Annotated in this window: 27 protein-coding genes; 15 read left to right on the forward strand and 12 right to left on the reverse strand. The window is 72.6% G+C overall.

The annotated features are described in order from the left end of the window. Positions 1–23 precede the first annotated feature (23 nt). Genes Q5425_RS41325 through rimP form a run of 3 tightly spaced genes read right to left on the reverse strand, consistent with a single transcriptional unit; the run spans position 24 to position 2,004 of the window. Positions 24–422 carry a YlxR family protein gene (locus Q5425_RS41325; RefSeq protein ID WP_308677857.1) on the reverse strand — a complete coding sequence of 133 codons (399 nt, stop codon included), beginning with the start codon at positions 420–422 and terminating at the stop codon, positions 24–26. Beyond that, the gene (gene nusA / locus Q5425_RS41330; RefSeq protein WP_308677858.1) at positions 419–1,465 is read right to left on the reverse strand and encodes a transcription termination factor NusA; all 1,047 of its coding nucleotides are present in this window, start codon (positions 1,463–1,465) and stop codon (positions 419–421) included. The genes Q5425_RS41325 and nusA overlap by 4 nt, the downstream gene beginning before the upstream one ends. Beyond that, positions 1,462–2,004 carry a ribosome maturation factor RimP gene (gene rimP, locus Q5425_RS41335; protein ID WP_308677859.1) on the reverse strand — a complete coding sequence of 181 codons (543 nt, stop codon included), beginning with the start codon at positions 2,002–2,004 and terminating at the stop codon, positions 1,462–1,464. Before rimP ends, nusA begins: the two co-directional genes overlap by 4 nt. Before the next feature lie 121 nt (positions 2,005–2,125). On the opposite strand from rimP, the gene Q5425_RS41340 reads away from it, so the two are divergent. Next, on the forward strand, positions 2,126–3,061 hold the full coding sequence (locus Q5425_RS41340) for a ferritin-like domain-containing protein (protein ID WP_308677860.1): 936 nt from the start codon (positions 2,126–2,128) through the stop codon (positions 3,059–3,061). Positions 3,062–3,164: 103 nt separating this feature from the next. Here Q5425_RS41340 and Q5425_RS41345 read toward each other — a convergent pair whose 3' ends face one another. The 5 genes from Q5425_RS41345 to Q5425_RS41365 form a co-directional block, all read right to left on the reverse strand. Then, on the reverse strand, positions 3,165–3,761 hold the full coding sequence (locus Q5425_RS41345) for a hypothetical protein (RefSeq protein ID WP_308677922.1): 597 nt from the start codon (positions 3,759–3,761) through the stop codon (positions 3,165–3,167). A gap of 181 nt (positions 3,762–3,942) precedes the next feature. Then, positions 3,943–4,956 (reverse strand): aminotransferase class V-fold PLP-dependent enzyme, encoded by a 1,014-nt coding sequence (locus Q5425_RS41350; RefSeq protein WP_308677861.1) that lies wholly within the window; start codon positions 4,954–4,956, stop codon positions 3,943–3,945. Between the two features lie 52 nt (positions 4,957–5,008). Continuing rightward, positions 5,009–5,773, reverse strand: coding sequence for an isocitrate lyase/phosphoenolpyruvate mutase family protein (locus tag Q5425_RS41355; RefSeq protein WP_308677862.1), 765 nt, complete (start codon positions 5,771–5,773; stop codon positions 5,009–5,011). Between the two features lie 10 nt (positions 5,774–5,783). Next, positions 5,784–7,235 (reverse strand): PH domain-containing protein, encoded by a 1,452-nt coding sequence (locus Q5425_RS41360; RefSeq protein ID WP_308677863.1) that lies wholly within the window; start codon positions 7,233–7,235, stop codon positions 5,784–5,786. Then, positions 7,232–7,729 carry a PH domain-containing protein gene (locus Q5425_RS41365; protein WP_308677864.1) on the reverse strand — a complete coding sequence of 166 codons (498 nt, stop codon included), beginning with the start codon at positions 7,727–7,729 and terminating at the stop codon, positions 7,232–7,234. Before Q5425_RS41365 ends, Q5425_RS41360 begins: the two co-directional genes overlap by 4 nt. Before the next feature lie 92 nt (positions 7,730–7,821). Between Q5425_RS41365 and Q5425_RS41370 the strand changes: the two genes are divergently transcribed. Then, positions 7,822–8,418 (forward strand): TetR/AcrR family transcriptional regulator, encoded by a 597-nt coding sequence (locus Q5425_RS41370; protein WP_308677865.1) that lies wholly within the window; start codon positions 7,822–7,824, stop codon positions 8,416–8,418. A gap of 7 nt (positions 8,419–8,425) precedes the next feature. Here the strand turns inward: Q5425_RS41370 and Q5425_RS41375 are convergent, their stop codons facing one another. Next, the gene (locus Q5425_RS41375) at positions 8,426–9,088 is read right to left on the reverse strand and encodes a GPP34 family phosphoprotein (RefSeq protein ID WP_308677866.1); all 663 of its coding nucleotides are present in this window, start codon (positions 9,086–9,088) and stop codon (positions 8,426–8,428) included. Between the two features lie 146 nt (positions 9,089–9,234). On the opposite strand from Q5425_RS41375, the gene Q5425_RS41380 reads away from it, so the two are divergent. Both Q5425_RS41380 and Q5425_RS41385 read left to right on the forward strand, forming a co-directional pair. Beyond that, complete coding sequence (locus Q5425_RS41380) at positions 9,235–10,470, forward strand: histidine kinase (RefSeq protein ID WP_308677867.1); 1,236 nt, start codon at positions 9,235–9,237, stop codon at positions 10,468–10,470. Further along, positions 10,445–11,095 carry a response regulator transcription factor gene (locus tag Q5425_RS41385; protein WP_308677868.1) on the forward strand — a complete coding sequence of 217 codons (651 nt, stop codon included), beginning with the start codon at positions 10,445–10,447 and terminating at the stop codon, positions 11,093–11,095. The genes Q5425_RS41380 and Q5425_RS41385 overlap by 26 nt, the downstream gene beginning before the upstream one ends. On the opposite strand, the gene Q5425_RS41390 is transcribed toward Q5425_RS41385, so the two are convergent. From Q5425_RS41390 to Q5425_RS41400, 3 genes are all read right to left on the reverse strand, one after another. After that, entirely contained in the window at positions 11,092–11,799 is a 708-nt protein-coding gene (locus tag Q5425_RS41390; RefSeq protein WP_308677869.1) for a M50 family metallopeptidase, read from the reverse strand. The genes Q5425_RS41385 and Q5425_RS41390 overlap by 4 nt on opposite strands. Positions 11,800–11,871: 72 nt before the next feature. Then, positions 11,872–12,243, reverse strand: coding sequence for a helix-turn-helix domain-containing protein (locus Q5425_RS41395; RefSeq protein ID WP_308677870.1), 372 nt, complete (start codon positions 12,241–12,243; stop codon positions 11,872–11,874). A 40-nt stretch (positions 12,244–12,283) separates the two neighbouring features. After that, positions 12,284–12,709 carry an SRPBCC family protein gene (locus tag Q5425_RS41400; protein WP_308677871.1) on the reverse strand — a complete coding sequence of 142 codons (426 nt, stop codon included), beginning with the start codon at positions 12,707–12,709 and terminating at the stop codon, positions 12,284–12,286. A 23-nt stretch (positions 12,710–12,732) separates the two neighbouring features. On the opposite strand from Q5425_RS41400, the gene Q5425_RS41405 reads away from it, so the two are divergent. From Q5425_RS41405 to Q5425_RS41455, 11 genes are all read left to right on the forward strand, one after another. Beyond that, complete coding sequence (locus Q5425_RS41405; protein WP_308677872.1) at positions 12,733–13,263, forward strand: TetR/AcrR family transcriptional regulator; 531 nt, start codon at positions 12,733–12,735, stop codon at positions 13,261–13,263. A gap of 12 nt (positions 13,264–13,275) precedes the next feature. Continuing rightward, positions 13,276–15,021, forward strand: coding sequence for a CocE/NonD family hydrolase (locus tag Q5425_RS41410; protein WP_308677873.1), 1,746 nt, complete (start codon positions 13,276–13,278; stop codon positions 15,019–15,021). Positions 15,022–15,091: 70 nt separating this feature from the next. Continuing rightward, positions 15,092–15,490: a hypothetical protein gene (locus Q5425_RS41415; RefSeq protein ID WP_308677874.1), complete on the forward strand. Its 399-nt coding sequence runs from the start codon at positions 15,092–15,094 to the stop codon at positions 15,488–15,490. Next, a complete protein-coding gene (locus Q5425_RS41420) occupies positions 15,487–15,675 on the forward strand; it encodes a hypothetical protein (RefSeq protein ID WP_308677875.1) in 189 nt (62 codons plus the stop codon). Before Q5425_RS41415 ends, Q5425_RS41420 begins: the two co-directional genes overlap by 4 nt. Positions 15,676–15,720: 45 nt before the next feature. Further along, positions 15,721–16,407, forward strand: coding sequence for a response regulator transcription factor (locus Q5425_RS41425; protein ID WP_308677876.1), 687 nt, complete (start codon positions 15,721–15,723; stop codon positions 16,405–16,407). Beyond that, positions 16,404–17,762 (forward strand): HAMP domain-containing sensor histidine kinase, encoded by a 1,359-nt coding sequence (locus Q5425_RS41430; protein ID WP_308677877.1) that lies wholly within the window; start codon positions 16,404–16,406, stop codon positions 17,760–17,762. Before Q5425_RS41425 ends, Q5425_RS41430 begins: the two co-directional genes overlap by 4 nt. Positions 17,763–17,923: 161 nt before the next feature. Beyond that, complete coding sequence (locus Q5425_RS41435; RefSeq protein WP_308677878.1) at positions 17,924–18,829, forward strand: LysR family transcriptional regulator; 906 nt, start codon at positions 17,924–17,926, stop codon at positions 18,827–18,829. A gap of 117 nt (positions 18,830–18,946) precedes the next feature. After that, a complete protein-coding gene (locus Q5425_RS41440) occupies positions 18,947–20,086 on the forward strand; it encodes a CoA transferase (RefSeq protein WP_308677879.1) in 1,140 nt (379 codons plus the stop codon). A gap of 87 nt (positions 20,087–20,173) precedes the next feature. Continuing rightward, the gene (locus Q5425_RS41445) at positions 20,174–20,923 is read left to right on the forward strand and encodes a crotonase/enoyl-CoA hydratase family protein (protein ID WP_308677880.1); all 750 of its coding nucleotides are present in this window, start codon (positions 20,174–20,176) and stop codon (positions 20,921–20,923) included. A gap of 2 nt (positions 20,924–20,925) precedes the next feature. Then, entirely contained in the window at positions 20,926–21,672 is a 747-nt protein-coding gene (locus Q5425_RS41450; protein ID WP_308677881.1) for an acetoacetate decarboxylase, read from the forward strand. Beyond that, the gene (locus Q5425_RS41455) at positions 21,669–22,577 is read left to right on the forward strand and encodes a 3-hydroxyacyl-CoA dehydrogenase NAD-binding domain-containing protein (RefSeq protein ID WP_308677882.1); all 909 of its coding nucleotides are present in this window, start codon (positions 21,669–21,671) and stop codon (positions 22,575–22,577) included. The genes Q5425_RS41450 and Q5425_RS41455 overlap by 4 nt, the downstream gene beginning before the upstream one ends.

Below are 22,577 nucleotides of genomic sequence, written 5' to 3' on the forward strand. Positions count from 1 at the left end.
GTCTGACGCTCATGGCTTCAGCTTCACGGCTGACTCATGACGGGTCGACCTGCTTCCTTGGATCCTCGCGACCCCGGGGATGTCCCGGGTTCGTGGTGCGGAGTGGTGCGCCCGACGTGCTCGCGAACCTCACGAGCGTCGAGCACCCCGGGAGCCCGCAAGGCTCTCGGGAAGGCTCGCCGCCGTTCGGCCTTGGCCAGGCAGTCCGGGTCGGGGTGCAGCCAAGCTCCCCGGCCCGGCAGCCGCCGACGTTCGTCGACGACCACCCGCCCGGCCACCGCGACCACGCGCAGCAGCTCACCGATCAACGCCCGCCGCTTGCAGCCGACACAAGTCCGCACCGGGCAATTCCGGTGGGGCTGGTGCTCGGCTACCCGCCGCGGGCTTCGAACCACTCCTGAGTCTACCGCTTCGACCTTCACTCAGCCGAACCGGTTGTCGCGGCGGGCCGCGGCGGACGGGCGTGGTCTTGATCACCCTCGTCGTCCACCGGTGCGGCGTCGCTGCGGATGTCGATCCGCCAGCCGGTCAGACGGGCGGCGAGGCGGGCGTTTTGGCCCTCCTTGCCGATCGCCAGCGACAGCTGGAAGTCCGGCACCACAACACGGGCGGTCTTCGCCCGCTCGTCCACGACCCGTACCGAAACAACCTTCGCGGGCGACAGCGCATTCCCGACGAAGCGAGCGGGGTCCTCGGAGTAGTCGATGATGTCGATCTTCTCACCGGCCAGCTCGCTCATCACGTTCCGCACCCGCGCGCCGACCGGGCCGATGCAGGCGCCCTTGGCGTTGACGCCCGCCACGGTGGACTTGACCGCGATCTTCGTGCGGTGTCCCGGCTCGCGCGCGACGGCGGCGATCTCGACCGTGCCGTCGGCGATCTCCGGCACCTCCAGCGCGAACAGCTTGCGCACCAGGTTCGGGTGCGAGCGCGAGAGCGTGATCTGCGGTCCGCGGTTGCCGCGCGAGACCGTGACGACGTACGCCTTGATGCGGCTGCCGTGCTCGTAGGACTCGCCGGCCACCTGCTCGGCGGACGGCAGCACGCCCTCGGTGTCACCCACCTGGACCACGACCATGCCGCGCGCGTTGGCGCGGGCGTCGCGCTGGATCACGCCGGCGACGATCTCGCCCTCCTTGGTGGAGAACTCGCCGAAGGTCTTTTCGTGCTCGGCGTCGCGCAGGCGCTGCAGGATGACCTGGCGCGCGGTGGTGGCCGCGATCCGGCCGAACCCCTCCGGCGTGTCGTCCCACTCCTCGTCGACCTGGCCGTCGTGGGTCAGCGTGTGCGCGAGCACGCGCACCAGGCCCGTCTTCCGGTCGATGTCGACGCGGGCGTGCGGCTGGTGGCCCTCGGTGTGCTTGTACGCGGTGAGCAAGGCCGTCTCGATGGCCTCGATCACCGTTTCGAAGGGGATGTCCTTGTCCCGTTCGATCGCCCGTAGCGCGGCGATGTCGACGTTCACTTCGACCCCTTCTCCGTCTCGGCCTGACCGGCGCCGATCATGCCGGACGCGTCGTCTTCCAGCAGTTTCAGGTCCTCGGCAGGCGGCTGCTTGAACTCGATCTCCACGACTGCCTTCGCCACGTCGGCGTAGCGGACGTCGCGGAGCTTGCCGCCGGCCAGGACGCGGGCGGCGTCCTCGCCCGCGTGACCGACCCGGCCGACGAAGGGCGCGCCCTCCGCCGGGGTGACCTTCACCAGGCGGAACCGCGCCCGCCGCCAGTGCCGCGGCTGGGTCAGCGGCCGGTCGAGGCCCGGCGAGGTGACTTCCAGCGTGTAGGCGCTCGCGAGCACGTGCTCGTTTTCGTCGAGCGTCGCCGAGACCGTGCGGCTGATTTCGGCGATCTCGTCCAGCCCGACCCCGTCGTCGGAGTCGACGACGACCTTGACCAGCTGCCGCCGGCCGGCCTGCTGGACCTCGAACGAGTCGAGGTCGAAACCCGCGGCGGTGACGGCTTCGGCCACTATCGGCTGAAGCCGGCTGGCGAGTTCTCCTGGCACGTGGGGCTCTCCTTGTTTCGGACCGGGGTTGCGCGGGTCGGTGGTGGACCAGCTTATCCGGTCGCCCCGTCACCCCGCGCGAGCGGCGGGGCCGCCCGGGGGCCTGGCAGGATGGGGCGGCGTGACCGGAAGATCGACCGAGCTGACCCGTCGTGCCGCCCTCCGCGCGGGGGCCCTGGCCGCATTGGCCGTGCCCCTCGCCGCCTGCGGGCCCGGCTACGACGAAAGCCCCGACCCGCTGCAGCCGCTGCTGGCCGCCGCCGAGGCGGACGCCGCCGCCGCGCGGGCGCTGGCCAAGGGCGAGGACGCCGACGCCGCCGGCCAGCTCGCCGACGCGCGCGCGGCGCAGGCGGCCGCCCTGAAGTCCGAAGTGGACCGGCTGAACCGGCCCAAGCCGTCGCCGTCACCCACCCCGCCCGCGCCCGCGGTGCTGGGCGACCTGAAGGAGCGGCTGGCGGCCGCCCGCAAGCAGGCCGAGGACCTCGTCGGCGGGCTGCCGCGCTACCGGGCCGGGCTGGTCGCGGCCGTGGCCGCGGGCTGCGCCGCCCTGCAGCGGACGGCCCCGGCGCTGGGCCCCGGCGAGGACGCCCCCAAGGCGGCGGCCGCCCCGGCCGCCGCCGTGCCCGCGGAAGCGGTGGACCCGCTGCAGGTGGCGCTGGCCGCCGAGCACGCCGCGGTGTGGGTGTACGGCCTGGTCGGCGCGTTCCTGCCGGGCGACTTCGGCGACGCCGAGAAGAGCGGCGCCGCGGAGCACGCCCTGCGCCGCGACTTCCTCCAGACGACGCTCGCGGCGGCCGGGGCGACCCCGGTGGCCCCGGAAGCGGCGTACGTACCGAAGAACCCGGTGACGGACGCGAAGACGGCGTCACAGGTGGTGGCGACGGCCGAAGCGGACTGCGCGTCGGCGTGGCTCGCGGTGATCGACCACACCGACGACGCGGGCCTGCGCACGACGGCGCTGCACGCACTGGTCGCGGCTTCGCGCCGGGGCACGCCGTGGCGGGCGGAGGCGGGCGAGAAGCCGGTCGCGATCGCCCTGCCGGGCCGGCAGAGCTGACGGCCCCGAGCGCCCCAATGTGGCGTTGGTTGCGCTCAACGCACCGAACGCCACATTGGGTGCGTCCAACGCACCGAACGCCACATTGGGGCGCTGGGGCCGGTCAGGAGTGGAGGTCGGACGAGAGGCGGAGTGCGTCGTCGGCGATGCGCTCGATCAGGTTCTTGTCCTTGTGCTTGTCGTAGAAGTCGGCCAGCACGATCGTCGTGTTCGTGCCGTCGACCGTCGACGCGTACGCCGCGTCGCTGCCGCTCACGCTCGGTGTCCCGGTGCCGGCGAACGTCTTGTCCTTCACGAGGTCGGTGACGTTGCCGGTGCCGTCCTTCTCGGTCAGCGCCTTGAGCGCCTTCGCCTGCGTCGAGTCCGGCATTCCGACCACCACCACGGACACCAGCGCTTTCGCGCCGCCCGACTCCGCCGTGTACAGCGCCCGGACCAGCGACCGGCACGGGCTGTCCGTGAAGAAGTCTTTCGTGTCGCCGTAGGACTTCGCGGCGCAATCGGCGGACTTCTCCGGCCCGGCGACCTTGGTGAACTTGAACTGCCCGGTGTTCTGGGCCGGCGGCTGCGCGACCGGCTCGTCCGTCGCCGAGCCGTGCCGGATCAGGAACCACAGCAGCCCGGAGACCACGGCGATCGCGACCAGCCCGGCGCCCCTGAGCAGCAGGGACCGGGTGTCGCGTGCCGGTGGCCCCGGCACCGGTGGGCGGGGCTGCGGGGGAACCGCGCCCAGCGGGGCCGTGTCGGACGGGCCTGGGGTGAAACGCGCACCAACCACGGGGCCATACGGTAGTGCTCTTCCTGGGGGCTCTGCCCCCAGACCCCCGCCGGGGGCTTCGCCCCCAGACCCCCGAAGGGGTAGTTCACGCGCGATCCGAGGTTCACTCGAACGCGGGTAAAAGGCGTTCGACGTCGTCAAGGGTGTTGTAGAGGTGGAAGCCGACCCGCACCCGGCCGCCGCGGACGCTCGACACGATGCCCGCCTCGGCCACCCGGGCCGGGTCGCCGTCGAGCGACACGATCGCGGTGCCCCGCGGCGGCCCTCCCAGCTTCTCCAGCAGCGTGTCCGCGAGGCCGACGTTGTGTGCCTGGACCTGGGCGAGGTCGAGGCCGCCGAAGTACTCCAGGGCCGCGGCCGAGCCGACCTGGGCCAGCCAGACCGGCGAGAGGTCGAACGCGCGGGCGTCGCCGGCCAGGCGCAGCGGGAGGCCGTAGACCGTGGCCCACGGGTCCTCCCCCGCGTACCAGTTCGCCGCGACCGCGCGGGTGCGCTCCTGCGCGTCCGGCCGCACCGCGAGCCACGCGCTGCCGCGCGGCGAGCCGAGCCACTTGTAGCCCGCCCCGGCCACCCAGTCCGCCCAGGCGAGGTCCAGCGGCAGCCAGCCGACCGCCTGGGTCGCGTCGAGCAGCACCGCCGCCCCGGCGGCCTCGGCCGCGGCGCGCAACGCCGGCAGGTCCACGATCCGGCCGTCGGCGGACTGGACGACGCTCACCGCGACGACGTCGTGGCCCTCGACCCGCTCCGGGAGCACGTCCAGGGGCACCTCGGTCACCGTGACGCCGGGGTTGGCCGCGAAGGGGAACGTCACGCTGGTGAAGTCGCCTTCGGCGGCGAGCACGCGGGTGCCGGCGGGCAGCGCCGCGGCGACGTTGGCGACCAGCTGCGAGACCGACGCGCCGCTCGCGACGCGCGCGGGTTCGACGCCGATCAGCCGGGCGAACCCGGCCCGCGCGCGCGTCACGTACTGGTCGAACTCCCCCGGCCGGGTCGCCCCGGTCCGCCACCGTTCCACCGATCCGGCCACGGCCTCGGCCACCGGCGCGGGCGGGATGCCCACGCTGGGCGTGTTCAGGTATCCGGGCGGGGCGGCGAAGTCGGTTCCGAAGACGCGCATGCCCTGACCCAAGCAGATCCGGCCGGGCCGGTTCACGCGATTCAAGGCAGATTCACGGCAGCAGCGCGGTGACGTCGGCGTAGCCCGGCGGGCGCAAGGGCAGGTCACGGCCGTCGCGCACGGCCAGCGCGGTTTCGGCCGCGGCGGCCAGGGCCATCCGGTACGGCAGCGACCCCAGGCTCACCCGCGCGACCCCCAGTTCGGCCAAGCCGGCCACGGTGACCTTGCCGGGGAGGAACAGCAGGTTGAGCGGCAAGCCGACCGCGACGATCCGCTCGACGTCGCCGGGCTCGGCGAGGCCGGGCACGAAGACGCCGTCCGCGCCCGCCGCCGCGTACGCCCGCACCCGCCGCTCGGCTTCGGCGAGCGAGCGGCCGCCCGCCCAGTGCGTGTCCGTCCGTGCGTTGACGAACAGGCCGGGCACCCGGTCCTTGACCGCCGTGACCAGCGCGCACTGGACCTCGATCGGGGCGAGCGAACCGTCGGCCCGGCCGTCTTCGAGGTTGACGCCGACCGCGCCCGCGGCGGCCAGCTCGGCCGCGAGGTCGGCGACCGCTGCCGGGGCCGCGCCGAAGCCGTCGGCGATGTCGACGCTGACGAGCGCGTCGAGCCGCGCCAGGCGGGTGGCGAGGACGACGGTGGCCGCCCGCGTCGACGGCGCGCCGTCGCGCTCCCCCGCCGCCGCGGCCACGCCGAGGCTGGTCGTGCCCAGGGCGCGGAAGCCCTGCGCGGCGAGGAAGGCGCCGACGCCGAACTCCCACGCGTTCGGCAGCAGCAGCGGGGAGCCGGGAACGTGCAGGGCACGGAATTCGTCCATGCCCCCGAACCTAGGTCCGCGACGCTTCGGCGGGCGCCGAAGCGAACTGTCCCAGCATCCCGGGGACGACCTCGACCGCGAAGGCGAGTCCCTCGTCGGCATCGGCGTCGCGGATCGCATAGGCGCCGGAGCCCGCCGCGGTGGTCGCGGTGAACGTCGCGAGCCCGCGCCGTCGCTGGAACACCGACTGCTTCACGGTCCAGCCGATCACCCCGTCCCGCGCCAGCAGGGCGGTGCTCCGCCGGACCGAGCCCGCGCGCGTGACCAGGTAGCGGCCGCACGAGCCGTGCCCGAGGCCGCGGTAGGCGTCCCGGGCCAGCAGCGCGGCGATCGGCAGCCCGGCGACGGCGAGGGCGCCGCCGAGCACGAGCAGGACGTCGGTGAGCAGCGCGCCGAGCACCAGCAGGACCAGCACCGGCACGGCGACGGTGGCGAGGGCCCACCGCAGCCGCCGTCCGCGAGCCGCCACCGGGTGCGGCACCAGGTCGACGGCCTCGAGGCGGTCGCCGAGGACCCGCGCCGCCACCTCGCGGGCCACCACCCGCGGCGCCGCGGGCAAGAGCGTCTTGGACTCGGTCTTGTCGTCGTCCCGCTCCATGCCGGTGGCGATGGCGTCCACCCGCGCGGCACCGGCGAGCCGGGCCCCGAGCGGCTCGACCAGTTCGACGCCGCGCAGGCGCCGTTCCTCGACGGTGATCGTCCGGGTGGTGAGCAGCCCGCGGCGGACGCGCAGGGTGCCGCCGGGCTCGCGGTCCAGCCGGTAGTTCGCCCACATCTCCACGAACAGGCCTGCCGCACCGGCCACGCCGATGACCATCGCCAGGGCCAGCAGGAGCAGGATGCGCACGGTCAGCGGCAGGTCGTGGCCGAAGAGGTCCAGCAGCCACTTCAGCAGCCCGCCGCCGGCGCCGAACCAGCCGGCGACCTTGAACAGCCCGCCGAATGCGGCCAGGCCGAGCGTCGGCGCGACGAAAGACACCGGCGCGTAACGGATCCAGCGCGGGTCGAGTGTCGCAAGCAGACCGTCCGAAGTGGCCGGTTCCGGGAGCCGGTGCAGCAGCTCGGTGCGCAGCGCTTCGGCGTCCGCCCTAGCCAGCGGGGACAGGGTGATCTTCTCCTGCTGCCCGGTGCCGATGGACAGCACGGCGACGCCGAAGGCGCGGTGCAGCGGGTTGGCCGTCAGGTCGACGTTGCGGATCCGTTCGCGCGGCAAGGACTTTCGCGTGTGGACGACGAAGCGGAACTCTATCTCCAGACGCTCGGCCGTGCACCGGAACCGGGTGTGCCGCCAGCGGACGTACTCGGCGAGCACGCCGGCGCCGACGAGCAGCACCGCGGCCGGGACGAGCCACAGCGACCGGGTTCCGATGGCGATCGGCGTGCCCGCGGAGATCGCGACGCCGGCGGTGAGGACCGCGGTGACGCCGAGGGTGCGCCGGTCGAGCCGGCGCCACCCGGTCACGTCGCGTCCCCGGGCGTGGCGTCCGTGCGTTCGGTCAGCCGCTCGGCGACGTCGGCCGCGACCTGGGCGTCGAGACCGCGGAGCTTGACCGCGCCGCGGGCCGAAGCCGTCGTCACCGTGACCGTGGCGAGGCCGAAGCGCTGCTGGAGCGGCCCGCGCAGCGTGTCGACCGTCTGGACACGCGAAAGCGGGGCCACCCGCCACTCCTGCCACAGGAACCCCGAACGGACGTAGACGGCCGTGTCGGTGACTTCCCAGCGGTGCAGGCCGAACCACCACACCGGCAGGACCGCGCACCACGCCACGCCGAGCACGGCGACCACGGCGGCCGGGACCAGCAGCCAGAGCGCGGCCGGCGGGATCAGCACGCCGAGCACCGCCGGCACGAGCACCGCGGGCCCGAAGGTCAACGCCCCCTGCGTGCGCCACCAGGCGATCACGCGGCGGTCGAGTGCGTGGCGCGGTGGCCGCAGCCGTACTTTTCCGGTCTCCACCGGACACCCCCCAGGTTGTTTTACAATGCGATCGCATCGTAACGGCGGAACCCCGGTTTTCGCAATGCGATCGCATGACAACGGGAGCGGACGTGCCGAAACAGGTGGACCACGAGCAGCGCCGGGTGCAGATCGCCGAGGCCCTGCAGCGGCTGACCACGCGCGCCGGGCTGGAAGGCGTCAGCCTGCGGCACGTCGCGGCCGAAGCGGGCATGTCCATGGGGTCCGTGCAGCACTACTTCAAGACGAAGGACGAAATGCTGCGGTTCGCCCTCGAACACCGCCACAAGCTGCGCAGCGAACGGATCACCGCGAAGGTGCTGGCCGCGGGACCGCCTACGCCGCGGTCGATCCTGCGCGCGTGCCTGGTGGAAATCCTGCCGCGCGACCCCGACAGCGAAGCCGACTTCCTCATCGGCGTCGCGTACTTCATCCGCGCGGTGGCGGACCCGGCGATGGCGAAGGCCTTCGGCGAGGGCATGCCGGAACTCCTGGCGTTCTTCGCCGGCCAGGTCCGCCAGGCCCAGCAGGCGGGCGACGTCCCGGCGTGGGCCGACCCGGAGACCGAGGCAGCCCTGCTGTGGGCGATCGCGGACTCCCAAGGCTCGGAAATCCTGATGGGCCACCGGACTCCGGCCCAGGCGATCTCCACAGTGGACTACTACCTCGACCGCCTCTTCACCCCCTGACCCGTGCTCAACCGCCACCTCCGCCGCCGCCGCCGGAGGCCGCGGCGATCGAGGCCGCGCGGGCCGCCTGGAGTTCGCGGATCACCTTGCGCAGGGCCGGGACCGCGGCGCCCGTCTGCTCCTCCAGCCGGGCCAGCCGGTCGCGGTGGCGGCGGCGCTCGCCGCGCCGGAGCACCGAGCGCAGCTCGACCGCCGCCGCCAGCGACGTCAGGGCCGCGACATCCGGGGGCACCGGCGCGTCGCTCCGCGCGGCCGCCATCACCTGCTCGTGGAGCGCAGCCGCCGTCGCGACGTCGCGGACCTCCGGACGGCGGCGCGGGAACAGCCCCAGCACGCGGGACGTCCGCAGCGAAATCACGCCCGCCGCGTCGAGCTGGGCCTCCAGGGAGTGCAGCGTCCCGCGGGCACCGCGGCGCACCCGGGCGCGCCATTTCCGGTGCGTGTCGGCGGCGAGCTCGGCGAGCAGGTCGTCGAGCACCAGGTGACCGGTGCCGCCGGCACCGGACACCACCGGACGGCCGCCGTCGTCGGCGACCCGGCCGCGCAGCACCAGGTCGGTCAGCGCCGCCGCGCGCACCAGCAGCGCGACGCGCTCCCGGTCCGGCAGCCGGTTGCGCCCGGTGTCGCAGGCCAGCAGGTACGCCCGTGCGGGCAAGGACAGTTCGTTCATGTCCCCAGTCCACCGCCGGCCCCACCCCGGGCGAAACCGGACGACGGGGGTGCTCGCGGCGACGAACGTTGCGCGACCCGGCGACCGGGCGCAACTTTGGTTGCGCGGCCGGGGCAGCGGCCCGCGGCAGCCGTTACCGTGGCCGCGTGACCAGCACCCGGCGGCCGATGTGGCCCAGCCGCTCCGACGCCTTCTGGCTGTTCCTGCCGGCGGTGGTGTTCGCCGGGCTCAACGTCTTCTACCAGGTCCTCGGCGACCGGACGACCGGGGCGCTCGGCCCGGCGGCCGGGCTGGTGCTGCAGGTGGCCTGCGACTTCTCGCTGGTCCTGCTGTTCCGGTTCCCGGCGCTGGTGACCGGGTTCGTCACGGCCGCGGCGTTCGCCATGCTGGCCTCCGACCTGTTCGCGCCCGGGCTGCTCGTGCCGGTGCAGCCGATCGCGCTGACGACCGTGCCGACCATCACCCCGGTGCTGCTGGCCCAGGCGGTGCGGGTGCTGGACCGGCGGACCGTGCTGTGGCTGGCCGGGATCCTCGCGATCGTGGCCATGCGGCCGTGGGCGCCGAGCTGGGCGACCACCCCGTTCGGGCTGCTCAGCACCGCGCTGCCGGTCGCGATCACCCTCTACATCGAAGCCCGCAAGCAGCTGCTGCAGTCGTTGCGCGACCGGGCGGAGCGCGCCGAGCGCGAGCAGCACCTGCTCGCCGAGCAGGCCCGGGCGGCGGAACGGCGGCGGCTCGCGGGCGAGATGCACGACGTCGTCACGCACCGGCTCAGCCTGATGGTGCTGCACGCCGGCGCGCTCGGCGTGACGTCGGCCGACCCGGCCGCGCGGACGGCGGCCGAGGACATCCGCCGCGAAGGCGCGCTGGCCCTGGACGAACTGCGCGACCTGGTCGGCGTCCTGCGCAACGGCACCGAGCCCGGGCCGCGGACGCTCAGCCCGGAGGAGCCCGGCGACCCGGCGCGGCTGGTCGAGGAGTCCCGGTCGGTCGGGGTGGCGACGGATCTGGTGGTGGACGGCGACCCGGCGCAGGTGTCGCCGACGGTCGCGCGCACCGCGTACCGGCTCGTGCAGGAGGCGCTGACGAACGTGCGCAAGCACGCGCCGGGCGCGTCGGCGACGGTTTCCCTGCGCTACCACCCGGGCGGGCTGGACGTCTCGGTCGGCAACACGGCGGCGGCGCGCCCGCCGGACCCGGCGCTGGCGGGCAGCGGTTCCGGGGCCGGGCTGGCCGGCCTGCGGCAGCGCGTCGAGCTGGTCGGCGGCCGCTTCGACGCGGGTCCGGCACCCGGTGGCGGGTTCCGGGTCGGTGCGATACTGCCCGCCTACGTCCCGACGGCGGAAGGCACGCACTGTGATCCCGGTGCTCGTGGTCGATGACGAGCCGATGGTGTGCGCGCACCTGCGCACGATCCTGGGTTCGGCGGACGACATCGAGGTCGTCGCCCAAGCCGCCGACGGCGCCGAAGCCGTCGAGGCCGTCATCCGGCACCGGCCGCGCGTGGTGCTGATGGACCTGCGGATGCCGGGCGTGGACGGGCTGACGGCGATCGCGCGCATCACGGCGTTGCCGGACCCGCCGTCGGTGGTGGCCCTGACGACGTTCGACGCGGACACCTACGTCATCCGGGCGCTGCGCGCGGGCGCGGCGGGGTTCCTGGTGAAGTCGACGCCGCCGGAGGACCTGATCGGCCTGGTCCGGGTGGCGGCGGACGGCCACACGGTGCTCTCCCCGTCGGCCGCCCGGCGGCTGGTGGCGTTGTCTTCGGACAGCCGCGAACGCGGCGAGGACGCGCGCCGGCGGGCCGCGGGTCTCACCGAACGGGAGCGGGACGTGCTGGCCTGCCTCGGTTCCGGACTGTCCAATGCGGACATCGCCGCCCGGCTGCACCTGGCCGAGGCGACGGTGAAGAGCTACGTGTCGCGGATGCTCGTGAAGCTGGACTGCGCGAACCGGACCCAGGCGGGGCTGCTGGCCCACGAGGCGGGTTTGGCGGATCGCTAGGGGAACAGCAGCGGCGCGGCTTGCCACAGTGCCCAGCCGTTGAGCAGGAGCCACCCGCCGATCCACAGCGGCGATGGCATCTTGGTGCGCTTGGCCAGCGCGGCGGCGTCGTCCTTCTGGTTCTTGTACCCGGTTCGCCTGCGGTTGACGACCAGGATCCGCACGCCGTCGAGCTCACCGGTCAGCAGCAGCCAGGCTTCGGTGTACGCGACGCCGGTGCGCAGCCAGCCCGGGGCGTAGCGCAAAGCCGCGTACACGACCGCCCCCACCACGACGACCAGGACGACGGTGCGCAGGTCCCGGGCGAACAGCAGGATGAACACCAGCGCGACGAGGGTCAGGACGAGCACGGCCGTCACGCGGCCTTGGTGCAGCAGGACGGCCGCCCCGAGCCCGGCCAGCGGCGGCATCGCGTACCCGGCCGCACCGGCCAGGACCTTGCCCAGCCCCGAGTCGTGCTTCCATTCGGTGAAGCCGTCTCCCGCGCCGGTGATGGCGACGCGGGAGACGTCACCGCCGGTCAGCAGGATCACCACCGCGTGGCCGCCTTCGTGGAACAGGGTGGCCAGGACATTGGCGTTGCGCAGGAGGCTCGGCCGGCCACTGGGCGGCGTGGTGACCGAGGTCAGCGACACCGCGAAGGCGAACAACGCGGTGATCGCAACGACTCCCCAGCCCGGAGGGGGCACGGTCTCGTTGAGCACGGCGACAGTGTCCCTGCGGCCGGGACGGCAGAACCCGGATCGGGACGGATTGTCCAGGAGCTGTCCAGTGGCCTACGCGGACGCGGGCGTGTGCTCCGCGTCGTAGGCGTCCCGGGCCACCTGGACCGAGGCCATGTGCCGCCGGGCCCAGCGGTCCAGCACGTCCAGCGGCTCGGACAGGTTGCGGCCCAGCGCCGTCAGCTCGTACTCCACCTTCGGCGGGATCGTCGGGTACGCCGTGCGGGTGAGGATGCCGTCGCGGACCAGGCTGCGCAGCGTCTGCGTCAGCACCTTCTGGGAGATCCCGTCCACCCGGCGGCCGATCTCGGTGAACCGCAGCGGACCGCCGGAGAGCGCGCCGACGATCAGGACCGTCCACTGGTCGCCGATGCGGTCGAGCAGCTGGCGGGTCGGGCAGTTGCGGTCGTACGGGTCGGGACCCACGGCGCGTCTCCTCACTTTCCCGGGGAGAGTAACACGCCGTTCAGACGGTGGCGGTCGCCAAACCGCCGGCCACCCGCTTGATGAAGGAGCCGAGGAACCACCGGTAGCACCAGCCGGTACCGGGGATCTTCGGCGTGAACGTGGAATGCCAGTGGATGTCGGTGCCGCCGTCGCGTGGCGAAAGGTCGACGTAGGCGACGTAGTCCCGCAGCGGCAGGCCGTGCTCCAGCGCGTAACCGAACCGGCGCCCGGGCTCCAGCGCGACGATCTTCTCGTACGAGCGGACGCCGTTGGTCTTGAACAACCGGATCGCGCCGAGCCCCTCGGGCTCATCCTCGCCCTCGCGGACCAGCTCGAACGACCCCAGCGGTGACCACTTCGGCCAGCTCGCGCCGTCCCTCAGCAAGGCGTACACGGCGTCGGCGGGCACGGACGTCCGGACCCGCACCGAAATACGTTGCACCATCTGGTACGTGTACCATCTGGTACATGATCGACGCAAGCCCGCGTGCGAAGCTCCTCGCCGCGGCGATCGACCACATCGCCCACCACGGCGGGGCGGACCGGAGCCTGCGGGCGCTGGCCGCGGAGCTCGGCACCAGTCACCGCATGCTGATCTACCACTTCGGTTCGAAGGAAGGCCTGCTCACGGCGGTGGCGCGGGAGGTCGAGGCCCGGCAGCGCGCCGCGCTCGCCGGCCTGGACCCCGCGGAGTTCTGGCGGCGGCTCACCGACGACGACCTGCGCGCCAACGAAAAACTGTTCTTCCAGCTCTACGGCCAGGCCCTCGGCGGCACCCCGGGCACGGCGGAGTTCCTCGACGGCGTCATCAAAAACTGGCTCGGTCCCCTGGAAGCCCTGCTCGCCCGGATCGGCGTTCCGGAAGCCGACCGCGCCGCCCACGCCCGGCTCGGGCTCGCCGTGGCCCGCGGGTTGCTCCTCGACCTCGTCACGACCGGCGACCGCGCCGCCGTCGACGCCGCGATGGAGAAGTTCCTGGCGATGTACGGGAAACCGTGATCCCCTGGCTCGATGCGACTGATACTGGGGTTCTTGGCCGCTTTGCTCACGACGGTGGGGCTCGCACCCCCGGCCGGCGCCGCGGAAAGCCGCCCGGTCTACTCCTACGCGGACGCGATCCGCGAGACGGCGTGGGTGGAGACCGGCACCGACCACGACCGCGACGGCCGGCCCGACCGCGTCGCCGCCGACGTCATCCGGCCTGCTGCACGCGGGCGCGTCCCGGTGATCCTCGACGTCAGCCCGTACTACGCGTGCTGCGGCCGCGGCAACGAACAGCAGAAGAAGACCTACGCGCCGGACGGCACCCCGCAGCAGTTCCCGCTGTTCTACGACAACTACTTCGTACCGCGCGGCTACGCCGTCGTGCTGGCCGACGTCGGCGGGACGAACCGGTCGTCCGGCTGCTTCGACGACGTCGGGTCCGGCAACGCGGTGGTGAACTGGCTCAACGGCCGGGCGAAGGCCTTCGACGCGCCCGGCGGCGGCCGTCCGGTGACCGCGGAGTGGGCCACCGGGTCCGTCGGCGCGATCGGCAAGTCGCAGGACGGCGCCACCGCGATCGGGATGGCCGCCTCGGGCATCGCGGGGCTGAAGACGATCGTGCCGATCGAAGGCGTCGCGGACAACTACGCCCAGCTCATCGCCAACGGCGCTCCCCTGGCCACGCCGGAGAACACCGGGTCGTCCTTCACCTACAACGAGCGCGCCGCCGAGCTGTGCAAGCCGTTCGAAGCGGACCAGAAGGCGCTCGCGGGCACGAACGGCGACTACAACGCCTACTGGCAGAGCGTGCACCACGTCCCGCGTCCCGGGCAGGCGAGCGTGCTCATCGCGCAGGGCTTCGGGGACTGGGTCGTCACGCCGGACCAATTCGCCCGCTACTGGGACGCGCTGGGCCGGGCCGGCGTCCCGCGCAAGGCGTGGCTGAGCCAGGCCGGCCACACCGACCCCTTCGACCTGCAGCGGGAGCAGTGGGTCGAGACGCTGCACCGCTGGTTCGACCGCTGGCTGCTCGGCCTGCACAACGGCGTCGAACACGAGCCCGCCGTGCACCGGGAAACCGCGCCCGACCGGTGGACCGACGCCCGGCGCTGGCCGCCCACGACGTCGCCGACCACCTTCCGGCCGTCGGGTGACGGCACGCTGGGCCGGCCCGGAGCGGGCTCGGCGACCGTCGTCGACGACCCCGCCGTCACCCGCGAGGAGTGGGCGGCCGGGGTGTCGGCCGCGCGGTTCACCGGGGCTCCGCTGACCTCGCCGGTGCGGATCGCCGGGTCGCCGTCGGTGACGATCACCGCGTCGTCCGACAAACCCGCCGCCCGGCTCGGCGTCGCGCTCGTCGACTACGGGCCGGCCGAGACGCGCAACACCGCGACCTACGGCAGCGGGATCAAGAACCTGGCCACGCGCTCGTGCTGGGGATCCGGGACCGACACCGACAGCGCGTGCTTCCTCGACACCGCCGCCGACGTCGTGCGGGTCGACCACCGGATCGTCGCCGCCGGCTGGGCGGACCTCGGGCACCACGCGTCGCTGCGGCACGGCGAACCGCTCGTCCCGGGCCGGCCGTACTCGATGACGTTCTCCCTCACCGCGCTCGACCACGTCGTCCCGGCCGGCCACCGGCTCGGGCTGGTGCTCGGCGGCACCGACGGGCTGCTGTTCGACCCGGCGCTGCCGGCGCTGGGCGACACGCTGACGTTCGACCTCGCGCGGACGTCGGTCACCGTCGGCCTTACAAAGCCCGAACACTAGGCGGACGCCCTCCGTACACCGCCCGGCCAGAGTTCTCCTCGTACCCCGGAACCGCACACGAGGAGAAACGATGCGAGGAACCACCTGGACGCGGCTGGCGCTGGCGGGCTGCGCAACCGCGGCCGGCCTGCTGGTGGCGGCGCCGCTGGCCTCGGCCCAGTCGACGGCGCCGGTCGCGCCGATCACACTCAGCCCGGAGGAGTCGCAGCAGGTCTGCGCGGACTGGGTGCCGAAGCTGCAGAAGCGGGCCGCCAACCTGGAGAAGCGGATCAACGGCGGGCCCGAGGTCAAGGGCTCGGTCGCCAACCTCAAGGCCCGGGCGGCCGACCAGCGGGCCGCGGGGCACACCGCTCGCGCCGACCAGCTGGACCAGCGCGCCACCAAGCGGCAGGGCCGGACCGGCGAGCTGACCGCGGCCAAGCAGAAGCTCGACGCGTTCGCGTCCGCGCACTGCAAGCCGGCCAAGTGAGGGGCGCGAGGGTCGCGGCGGCGGTCGGGGCCGCCGCGCTCATCGCGCTCGGCTGCTCCGCCTGCCGCGACGACCTGATGGGCTCGCCGTCCGGAACCGCGCCGGCCCAGACGTCCGAGCTGAGCGGGATCGAGTCGACACTCAACGGCATCGAAGCCGACATGAACAGCGATGGCACGCCCTGACCGGCTAGCGTCTCCGTTCTGAACACGGCGGAGACGGGAGCAGGCATGGGGTCACCGGGACGCGGCCTCGTCCTCGTGGTCGAGGACGAGGCCGCGATCGCCGAGCTGGCGGCGCTCTACCTCAAGCGCGACGGCTTCGGCGTGCACGTCGAGGCCGACGGCGGCCGGGCCCTCGACGCGGTCCGGCGGCTCAAGCCGGTGGCGATCGTGCTCGACATCGGACTGTCCGGAATGGACGGTATCGAGATCTGCAAGGCGCTGCGCGCGGCCGGGGACTGGACGCCGGTGCTGTTCGTCACCGCCCGCGACGACGAGCTCGACCGGTTGCTGGGCCTCGAGATCGGCGCGGACGACTACCTGACCAAGCCGTTCAGCCCGCGCGAGCTGGCGGCCCGCGTCCGGACGGTGCTGCGCCGCGCCTCGGGGACGACGCCGGCCGCGGAGACGTTCGCGGTGGGCGGCGCGCGCGTCGACGTCCTCGGTCGGCGAGCGTGGGCGGGCGACGTCGAGATTTCGCTGACGTCCACGGAGTTCGACCTCCTGACGCACCTGCTCCGGCACCCGGGGCAGGTGCTTTCGCGCGACCAGCTGCTCAGCGCCGTCTGGGGCTACGCCGCGGCGGCGGGCACGCGCACGGTGGACGTCCACGTCGCTCAGCTGCGGGCGAAGCTCGGGCCGTCGAGTCCGATCAGGACGGTGCGGGGCATCGGCTACGCGGCGGATCCGGCGTGAAGTTCCGGGGGACGCTGGCCGGGCGGATCACGCTGGTGTGCCTGGCCGTCGCGGGCGTGGCGGTGATCGTGGCCGGGCTGGTCGCGTCCCGGCTGATCCGGACCACGGCGGACAACGTGCTGCAGTCGTCGCTGTCCGCGCAGGCCGACGTCGTCGCGTCCCAGCTGGACGAAACGGGCATCGGCAACCGGCTGGGCGTCGGCAAGGTGGCCGACGTCGTGCGCGGCCAGGGCATCTCGGTGGTGGTCCGCCGCGCGGGCGGGCAGGCGCTCGGCGACGCCGCCGCCGTCCAGGCCGCGGGGAAGCTCGGGTTCACGGCCGACCACTCGGGCCGGGTCACGGTGGCGGGGTCGCAGTACCTGGTCGAGACGCGGGTGGTCGGCACGCGCGGCGCGGCGTTCGCGCTGGTCCTGCCCGCGCGCAACGCCCAAGCGACGCAACGGGCACTGGTGCGCAACATCCTGCTGGCGCTGGGCATCGGGCTGCTGGTGGCGGCGCTCGCGGGGTTCGTCTCGGGCCGGCTGCTGGGCCGTCCGCTGCGCCGGGCCGCGCTCGCCGCGGGATCGCTGCGGGCGGGACGGCGGGACGTGCGGGTGCCGGTGCAGGGGCCGCGTGAAGTGGCGGAGGTGGCCGGGTCGTTGAACGCGCTGGCCGACGCGCTGGCCGTCAGCGAGGCGCGGCAGCGGGAGTTCCTGCTGTCGGTGTCCCACGAGCTGCGGACCCCGCTGACGGCGGTGACGGGCTTCGCCGAGGCGATCGCGGACGGCGTCGCCGCGGGACCCGACGCGGTCCGGGCCGGGGAGACGATCCAGCGTGAGGCCGCGCGGCTCGAGCGGCTGGTCACGGACCTGCTGGAGCTGGCCCGCCTGGGCGCGGACGAGTTCCGGCTGGACGTCGCTTCGCTGGACCTGGCTGCTCTGGTTCGCGACTGCGCGGAGGTCTGGCAGCTGCGCTGCGCCCGGGAGGACGTCCGGCTGTCGGTTTCGGCACCGCCGGTTCCGGTCCCGGTGCTGGCGGACGCCCGGCGCTTGCGTCAGGTGGTCGACGGCTTGGCGGAGAACGCCCTGCGCGTCACCCCTTCGGGCGCGCCGATGGTGTTCTCGCTCTCGATGTCCGATACGTCGGCTTTCCTGGCGGTCCGCGACGGCGGCCCGGGCCTGGCCCCGGAGGACTACCCGGTGGCGTTCGAGCGCGGAGTCCTGAACGCCCGCTACCGCGACCGCCGTCCGGTCGGCTCAGGCATCGGCCTGGCCCTGGTCCACGGCCTGGTCACCCGCATGGGCGGAACTTTGGTGGCCGGCCCGGCCCCGGAAGGCGGCGCCGCGTTCACGATCACCTTCCCCCTGGCCCGCTGACCACGTCACCTCCGAGTGATGCCCCTCCAATCACGCGAGATACCCCGCCAATCACGCGAGTTACGCGCCCAATCACGCGAGTTCCGTCTCCGATCACGCGAGTTCCGCGTACCGGACGGTCGGTTCGCGGTCCCGAAGGGCCGGGTCGTTAGGGTCGGGGCATGGAGATGCTGCACCTGCGCTACTTCGTCGCGGTCGCCGAGGAGCTGAACTTCTCCGCCGCCGCGCGGAAGCTGCACATGGCCGCCTCGCCGCTCAGCCAGCGGATCAAGGACCTCGAACACGAGCTCGGGCAGCAGCTGTTCGACCGCAGCACCCACCACGTCACCCTCACCGAGGCCGGGGCCGCGCTGCTGCCGCTCGCGCGGGACGTCCTCGAGCAGGTCGGCGCCATTCCGTGGAAGCTGGCCGAGGCGACACGGCCGCAGCGCAGCACCCTCTTCCTCGGCATGCCCGCCGGTGTGCACCCCGACCTGCGGGACCGCGTCAACGCCCTCGCCGGGCGCGTCCGGGACCACTACGAACTCAAACGCTGGCCCGGCACCACCGCCGACCTCGTGCAGGGCGTGCACGACGGGAAGCTCGCGCTCACCCTCGCCCGGCTGCCGGTCACCGATCCCGCGCTGGAACAGCTGCCCGTGATGACCGAACGGCTCGGGGCCGTCGTGCCCGCCGACCTGTTCGCCGGCCGGGACTCGGTCAGCCTCGCCGAGCTGACCGACTTCCCGTACGTCGCCTCGCCGGAAGAAATCGTTCCCGCCTATTTCGACCAGCTGGACCACCAGTTGAGCGAACTGGGCGTCAAGAAACGCATCCGGCTGACCAACACCGGTTACGGCGGGACGTCGGAAATCATTTCCAGCGGCGAAGCCTTCTCCATTTCCATGCTCGACGACAAGAGCCCGATGCACGGCTACCGGCTCGACAACGTCATCGTGCTGCCGTTCACCGATTTCCGCCCCCAGCTGGACACCGGCCTGCTCTGGCGGCGCGACCGCACCGACGGCGACCTGCGCGAACTCGTCGAAGCTGCGAAAGAGATCTTCGAAGAGCCACTGAGCAGCTAGAAAATGGTATGACCGCCAGAGTCACACCATTGTTCGCATCATGATCATTCCCTTTCACGCCGGACGCGCCTACGTTCGTAAGTAGAGCGAATCAACAAGGTGCGAAGGGACGAAGAGATGACGACCGGACCTCTGGACGGCGTGCGCGTGATCGACCTCTCGACCGTGGTCATGGGCCCGTACGCGGCGCAGATCCTCGGCGACCTCGGCGCCGACGTGATCAAGATCGAGTCTCCCGCGGACACCGTGCGGGTGGGCGAGTACCGCACCACGCCGGGCATGACCGCGCTGAACCTCAACGTCAACCGCAACAAGCGCAGCGTGGCCCTCAACCTCAAGGACGAGACCGAGCGCGAGCAGGCCCTCAAGCTGATCGACACCACCGACGTGCTGATCACCAACATGCGTCCCGGCGCGCTGGCCCGGCTCGGCCTGAACTACGCCGACGTCGCCGAGCGCAACCCGCGGCTGGTCTACGCCCACGCGCAGGGCTTCCGCAGCGACTCCGACCGCGCCGGCAACGCCGCCTACGACGAGACCGTGCAGGCCTCCTCCGGCCTGGTCGACGTGGCCAACCGGGCACTGGGCGAGCCGGTCTACCTGCCGACGATCATCGGTGACAAGGTCTCGTCACTGACCATCGCCTACAGCGTGCTCGCCGCGCTGGTCCACCGGGACAAGACCGGGACGGGCCAGCAGGTCGAGATCCCGATGACCGACACGCTGATCGCGTTCAACCTGGTCGAGCACCTCGCCGGGCACACCTTCGAACCGGCCGAGGGCCCCACCGGCTTCGCGCTGTCGATGACAAAGGGCCACGCCGCGGTCCACACCAAAGACGGCCTCGCCTGCGTCATCCCCTACAACCCGCAGAACTTCCGCGACTTCTTCGCCGCGGCCGAGCGGCCGGACCTCGCCGCCGACCCGCGCGTGAACGGCGACGCGATCAACCGCGCCGACAACGAGTGGCTGAGCGCGCAGATCGCGGTGTGCGCCCCGGCGCTGACCACCGAGGAGTGGGCCGAGGTGTGCGCCAAGCACAGCATCCCGATGGCCCCGGTGCTCGAACTGGACCGCGCGCACGAGGACCCGTACGTCCGCGACGGCCACCTGCTGGACACCGTCGAGCACCCGAGCGAGGGCGCCATCCGCACGGTCGGCATCCCGGTGAAGTTCTCCGCGACGCCCGGCTCGATCCGCCGCCTGGCCCCCCTGGCCGGCCAGGACACCGCCGAAGTCCTCGCCGAACTGGTCTGAACCACCCGCACTTTCACGTGAAAGTGATCCGGAGCCAGGATCTCCACCTCACTTTCACGTGAAAGCGCCCGCAGGAAGTGAAGAGTCATGAGTGAAGTGCGTACTGAACGGGTCGGCAGCACCCTGCTGATCACGATCGACCGGCCGCAAGCCCGCAACGCGGTGAACGCCGCCGTCGCGGCCGGGCTGGCCGCCGCCCTCGACGAACTCGAGAGCGACCCCACGCTGCGGGCCGGCGTCCTGACCGGCGCCGAGAACACCTTCAGCGCCGGCATGGACCTCAAGGCCGCGCTCAAGGGCGAGTCGCCGGAGGTCCCGGGCCGCGGGTTCGGCGGCCTGACCGAAGCGGAGCTGACCAAGCCGCTGATCGCCGCCGTCGAAGGGTTCGCCATGGGCGGCGGGTTCGAGCTGGCCCTGGGCTGCGACCTCATCGTCGCCGCGGAAGACGCCCAGTTCGGCCTCCCCGAGGTCAAGCGCGGCCTGATCGCCGCGGGCGGTGGCGTGATCCGGCTGCCCAAGCGGATCCCGCACCACCTGGCGATGGAGTTCCTGCTCACCGGCGAGCCCGTCACCGGCCGCCGCGCCGGCGAGCTCGGCCTGGTCAACCGCGTGACCGCGCCCGGTGACGCCGCCGCCGTCGCCCTCCAGCTCGCCGAAAAGCTGGCGGAAAACGCACCTCTGGCGCTCGCCGCCGTGAAGAAGATCGTGCGCGGCTCGGAGGCCGATGCCTTCGCCGTGCAGCGCGAAGAGACGAAGAAACTGATGCAGTCCGCCGACGTCCGCGAGGGCATGACCGCCTTCGCCGAGCGCCGCGCTCCGAAGTGGACAGGCGAATAACCATGAAGATCGACGAAGTCCGGCAGCACGTGACCACCCCGCTGACCGCACCGGCGTTCGCGCCGGTCGTCCCGAGGTTCACCGACCGCGAGTACCTCAACATCGTCTACCGCACCGACGCCGACGCCCTGCGCGCGGTCGTCCCGGAGCCGCTGCAGGTCGAAGAACCCTTGGTGCGCTTCGAAGTCATGAAGATGGGCGACGTCTCCGGCTACGGGCCGTACACCGAGTCCGGCCAGGCGATCGAGGTCAGCTTCGACGGCGAGCGCGGCGAATACCTGCACGCGATGTACCTCGACAACTTCCCGGCCACCGCGTCCGGGCGCGAGGTCAGCGCGTACCCCAAGACCGCCGGCAGCCCGAAGCTCTATGTCGACAACGGCGTGCTCGTCGGCACGCTGGACTACGGGACGCTGCGGGTGGCGACGGCGACCATGGGCTACAAGCACCACGAACTGGACGCCCGCGAGGCCGAACGCCAGATCACCGTCCCGACGTTCATGCTCAAGACGATCCCCGGCTACGACGGCGCCCCGCGCGTGCAGGAGCTCGTCCGCACCGAGATCTCCGACGTCGTGGTCAAGGAGGCCTACACCGGCCCCGCCCGGCTGCAGCTGTTCCAGCACGTCCTGGCCCCGCTGGCCGATCTGCCGGTACTGGAGGTCGTCTCGGCGAGCCACATCCGCACCGACCTGACGCTCGCCCCGGTCAAGCCGGTCTTCGACTACCTGAAGGGAGCCCAGGCATGAAGAACGCCGCAGTCATCGGCGCCGGCACCATCGGCCTGTCCTGGACGGCGCTGTTCGCCCACCACGGCCTGACCGTCCGCGTCACCGACCCCCGCCCCGACCTCGCCGAGGCCGTCGCCGACGCGCTGAAGAACTACGCCCCGCACCTCGGCACGACCGCCGAAGAGCTGGCGAGCCGCGTCCACATCGCCGAGGACGTCACTGAATCAGTGAAAGATGCGGATGTGGTGCAGGAGAACGGGCCCGAGAACGTCGAGTTCAAGAAAGACCTGTTCAAGCGGCTCGTCGAGGAAGCACCGAAGCACGCGCTGCTGCTGAGTTCGTCGAGCGCCATCCCTTCGACGGCCTTCACCGGCGACCTGGAAGACGCGAGCCGCGTCCTCATCGGACACCCGTTCAACCCGCCGCACCTGATCCCCCTGGTCGAGGTCGTGCCCGGTGAGCGCACCAGCGAAGAGTCCGTGCGGAAAGCCGTCGACTTCTACACCTTCCTCGGCCGCACGCCGGTCGTGGAGCGCAAGGAAATCGCCGGGTTCGTCGGCAACCGGCTGCAGAACGCGCTGAGCCGCGAGGCGATCTACCTCGTCGAGCAGGGTGTCGTCACCCCCGAAGACCTCGACAAGGTGATCACGAATTCACTCGGCATCCGCTGGGCCACGGTCGGGCCGTTCCTCGGCTCGCACCTCGGCGGCGGCCCCGGTGGCTACCGGCACATGGCCGAGCACATCGGCAAGTCCATGAAGAAGATGTGGGCCGGGCTGGGCACCCCCAGCCAGAGCCCCGAAGAGCAGGAACGGCTCATCGAAGCCGTCGAAAAGGCTTACGGCTCCTCCACGTACCCGGAACTCGCCGAGACGCGCGACCGCAAGCAGCTCGCCATCCTGTCCGCATTGGAGGAGAACTGA

Source organism: Amycolatopsis sp. A133, assembly GCF_031082405.1.
Classification (GTDB): domain Bacteria; phylum Actinomycetota; class Actinomycetes; order Mycobacteriales; family Pseudonocardiaceae; genus Amycolatopsis.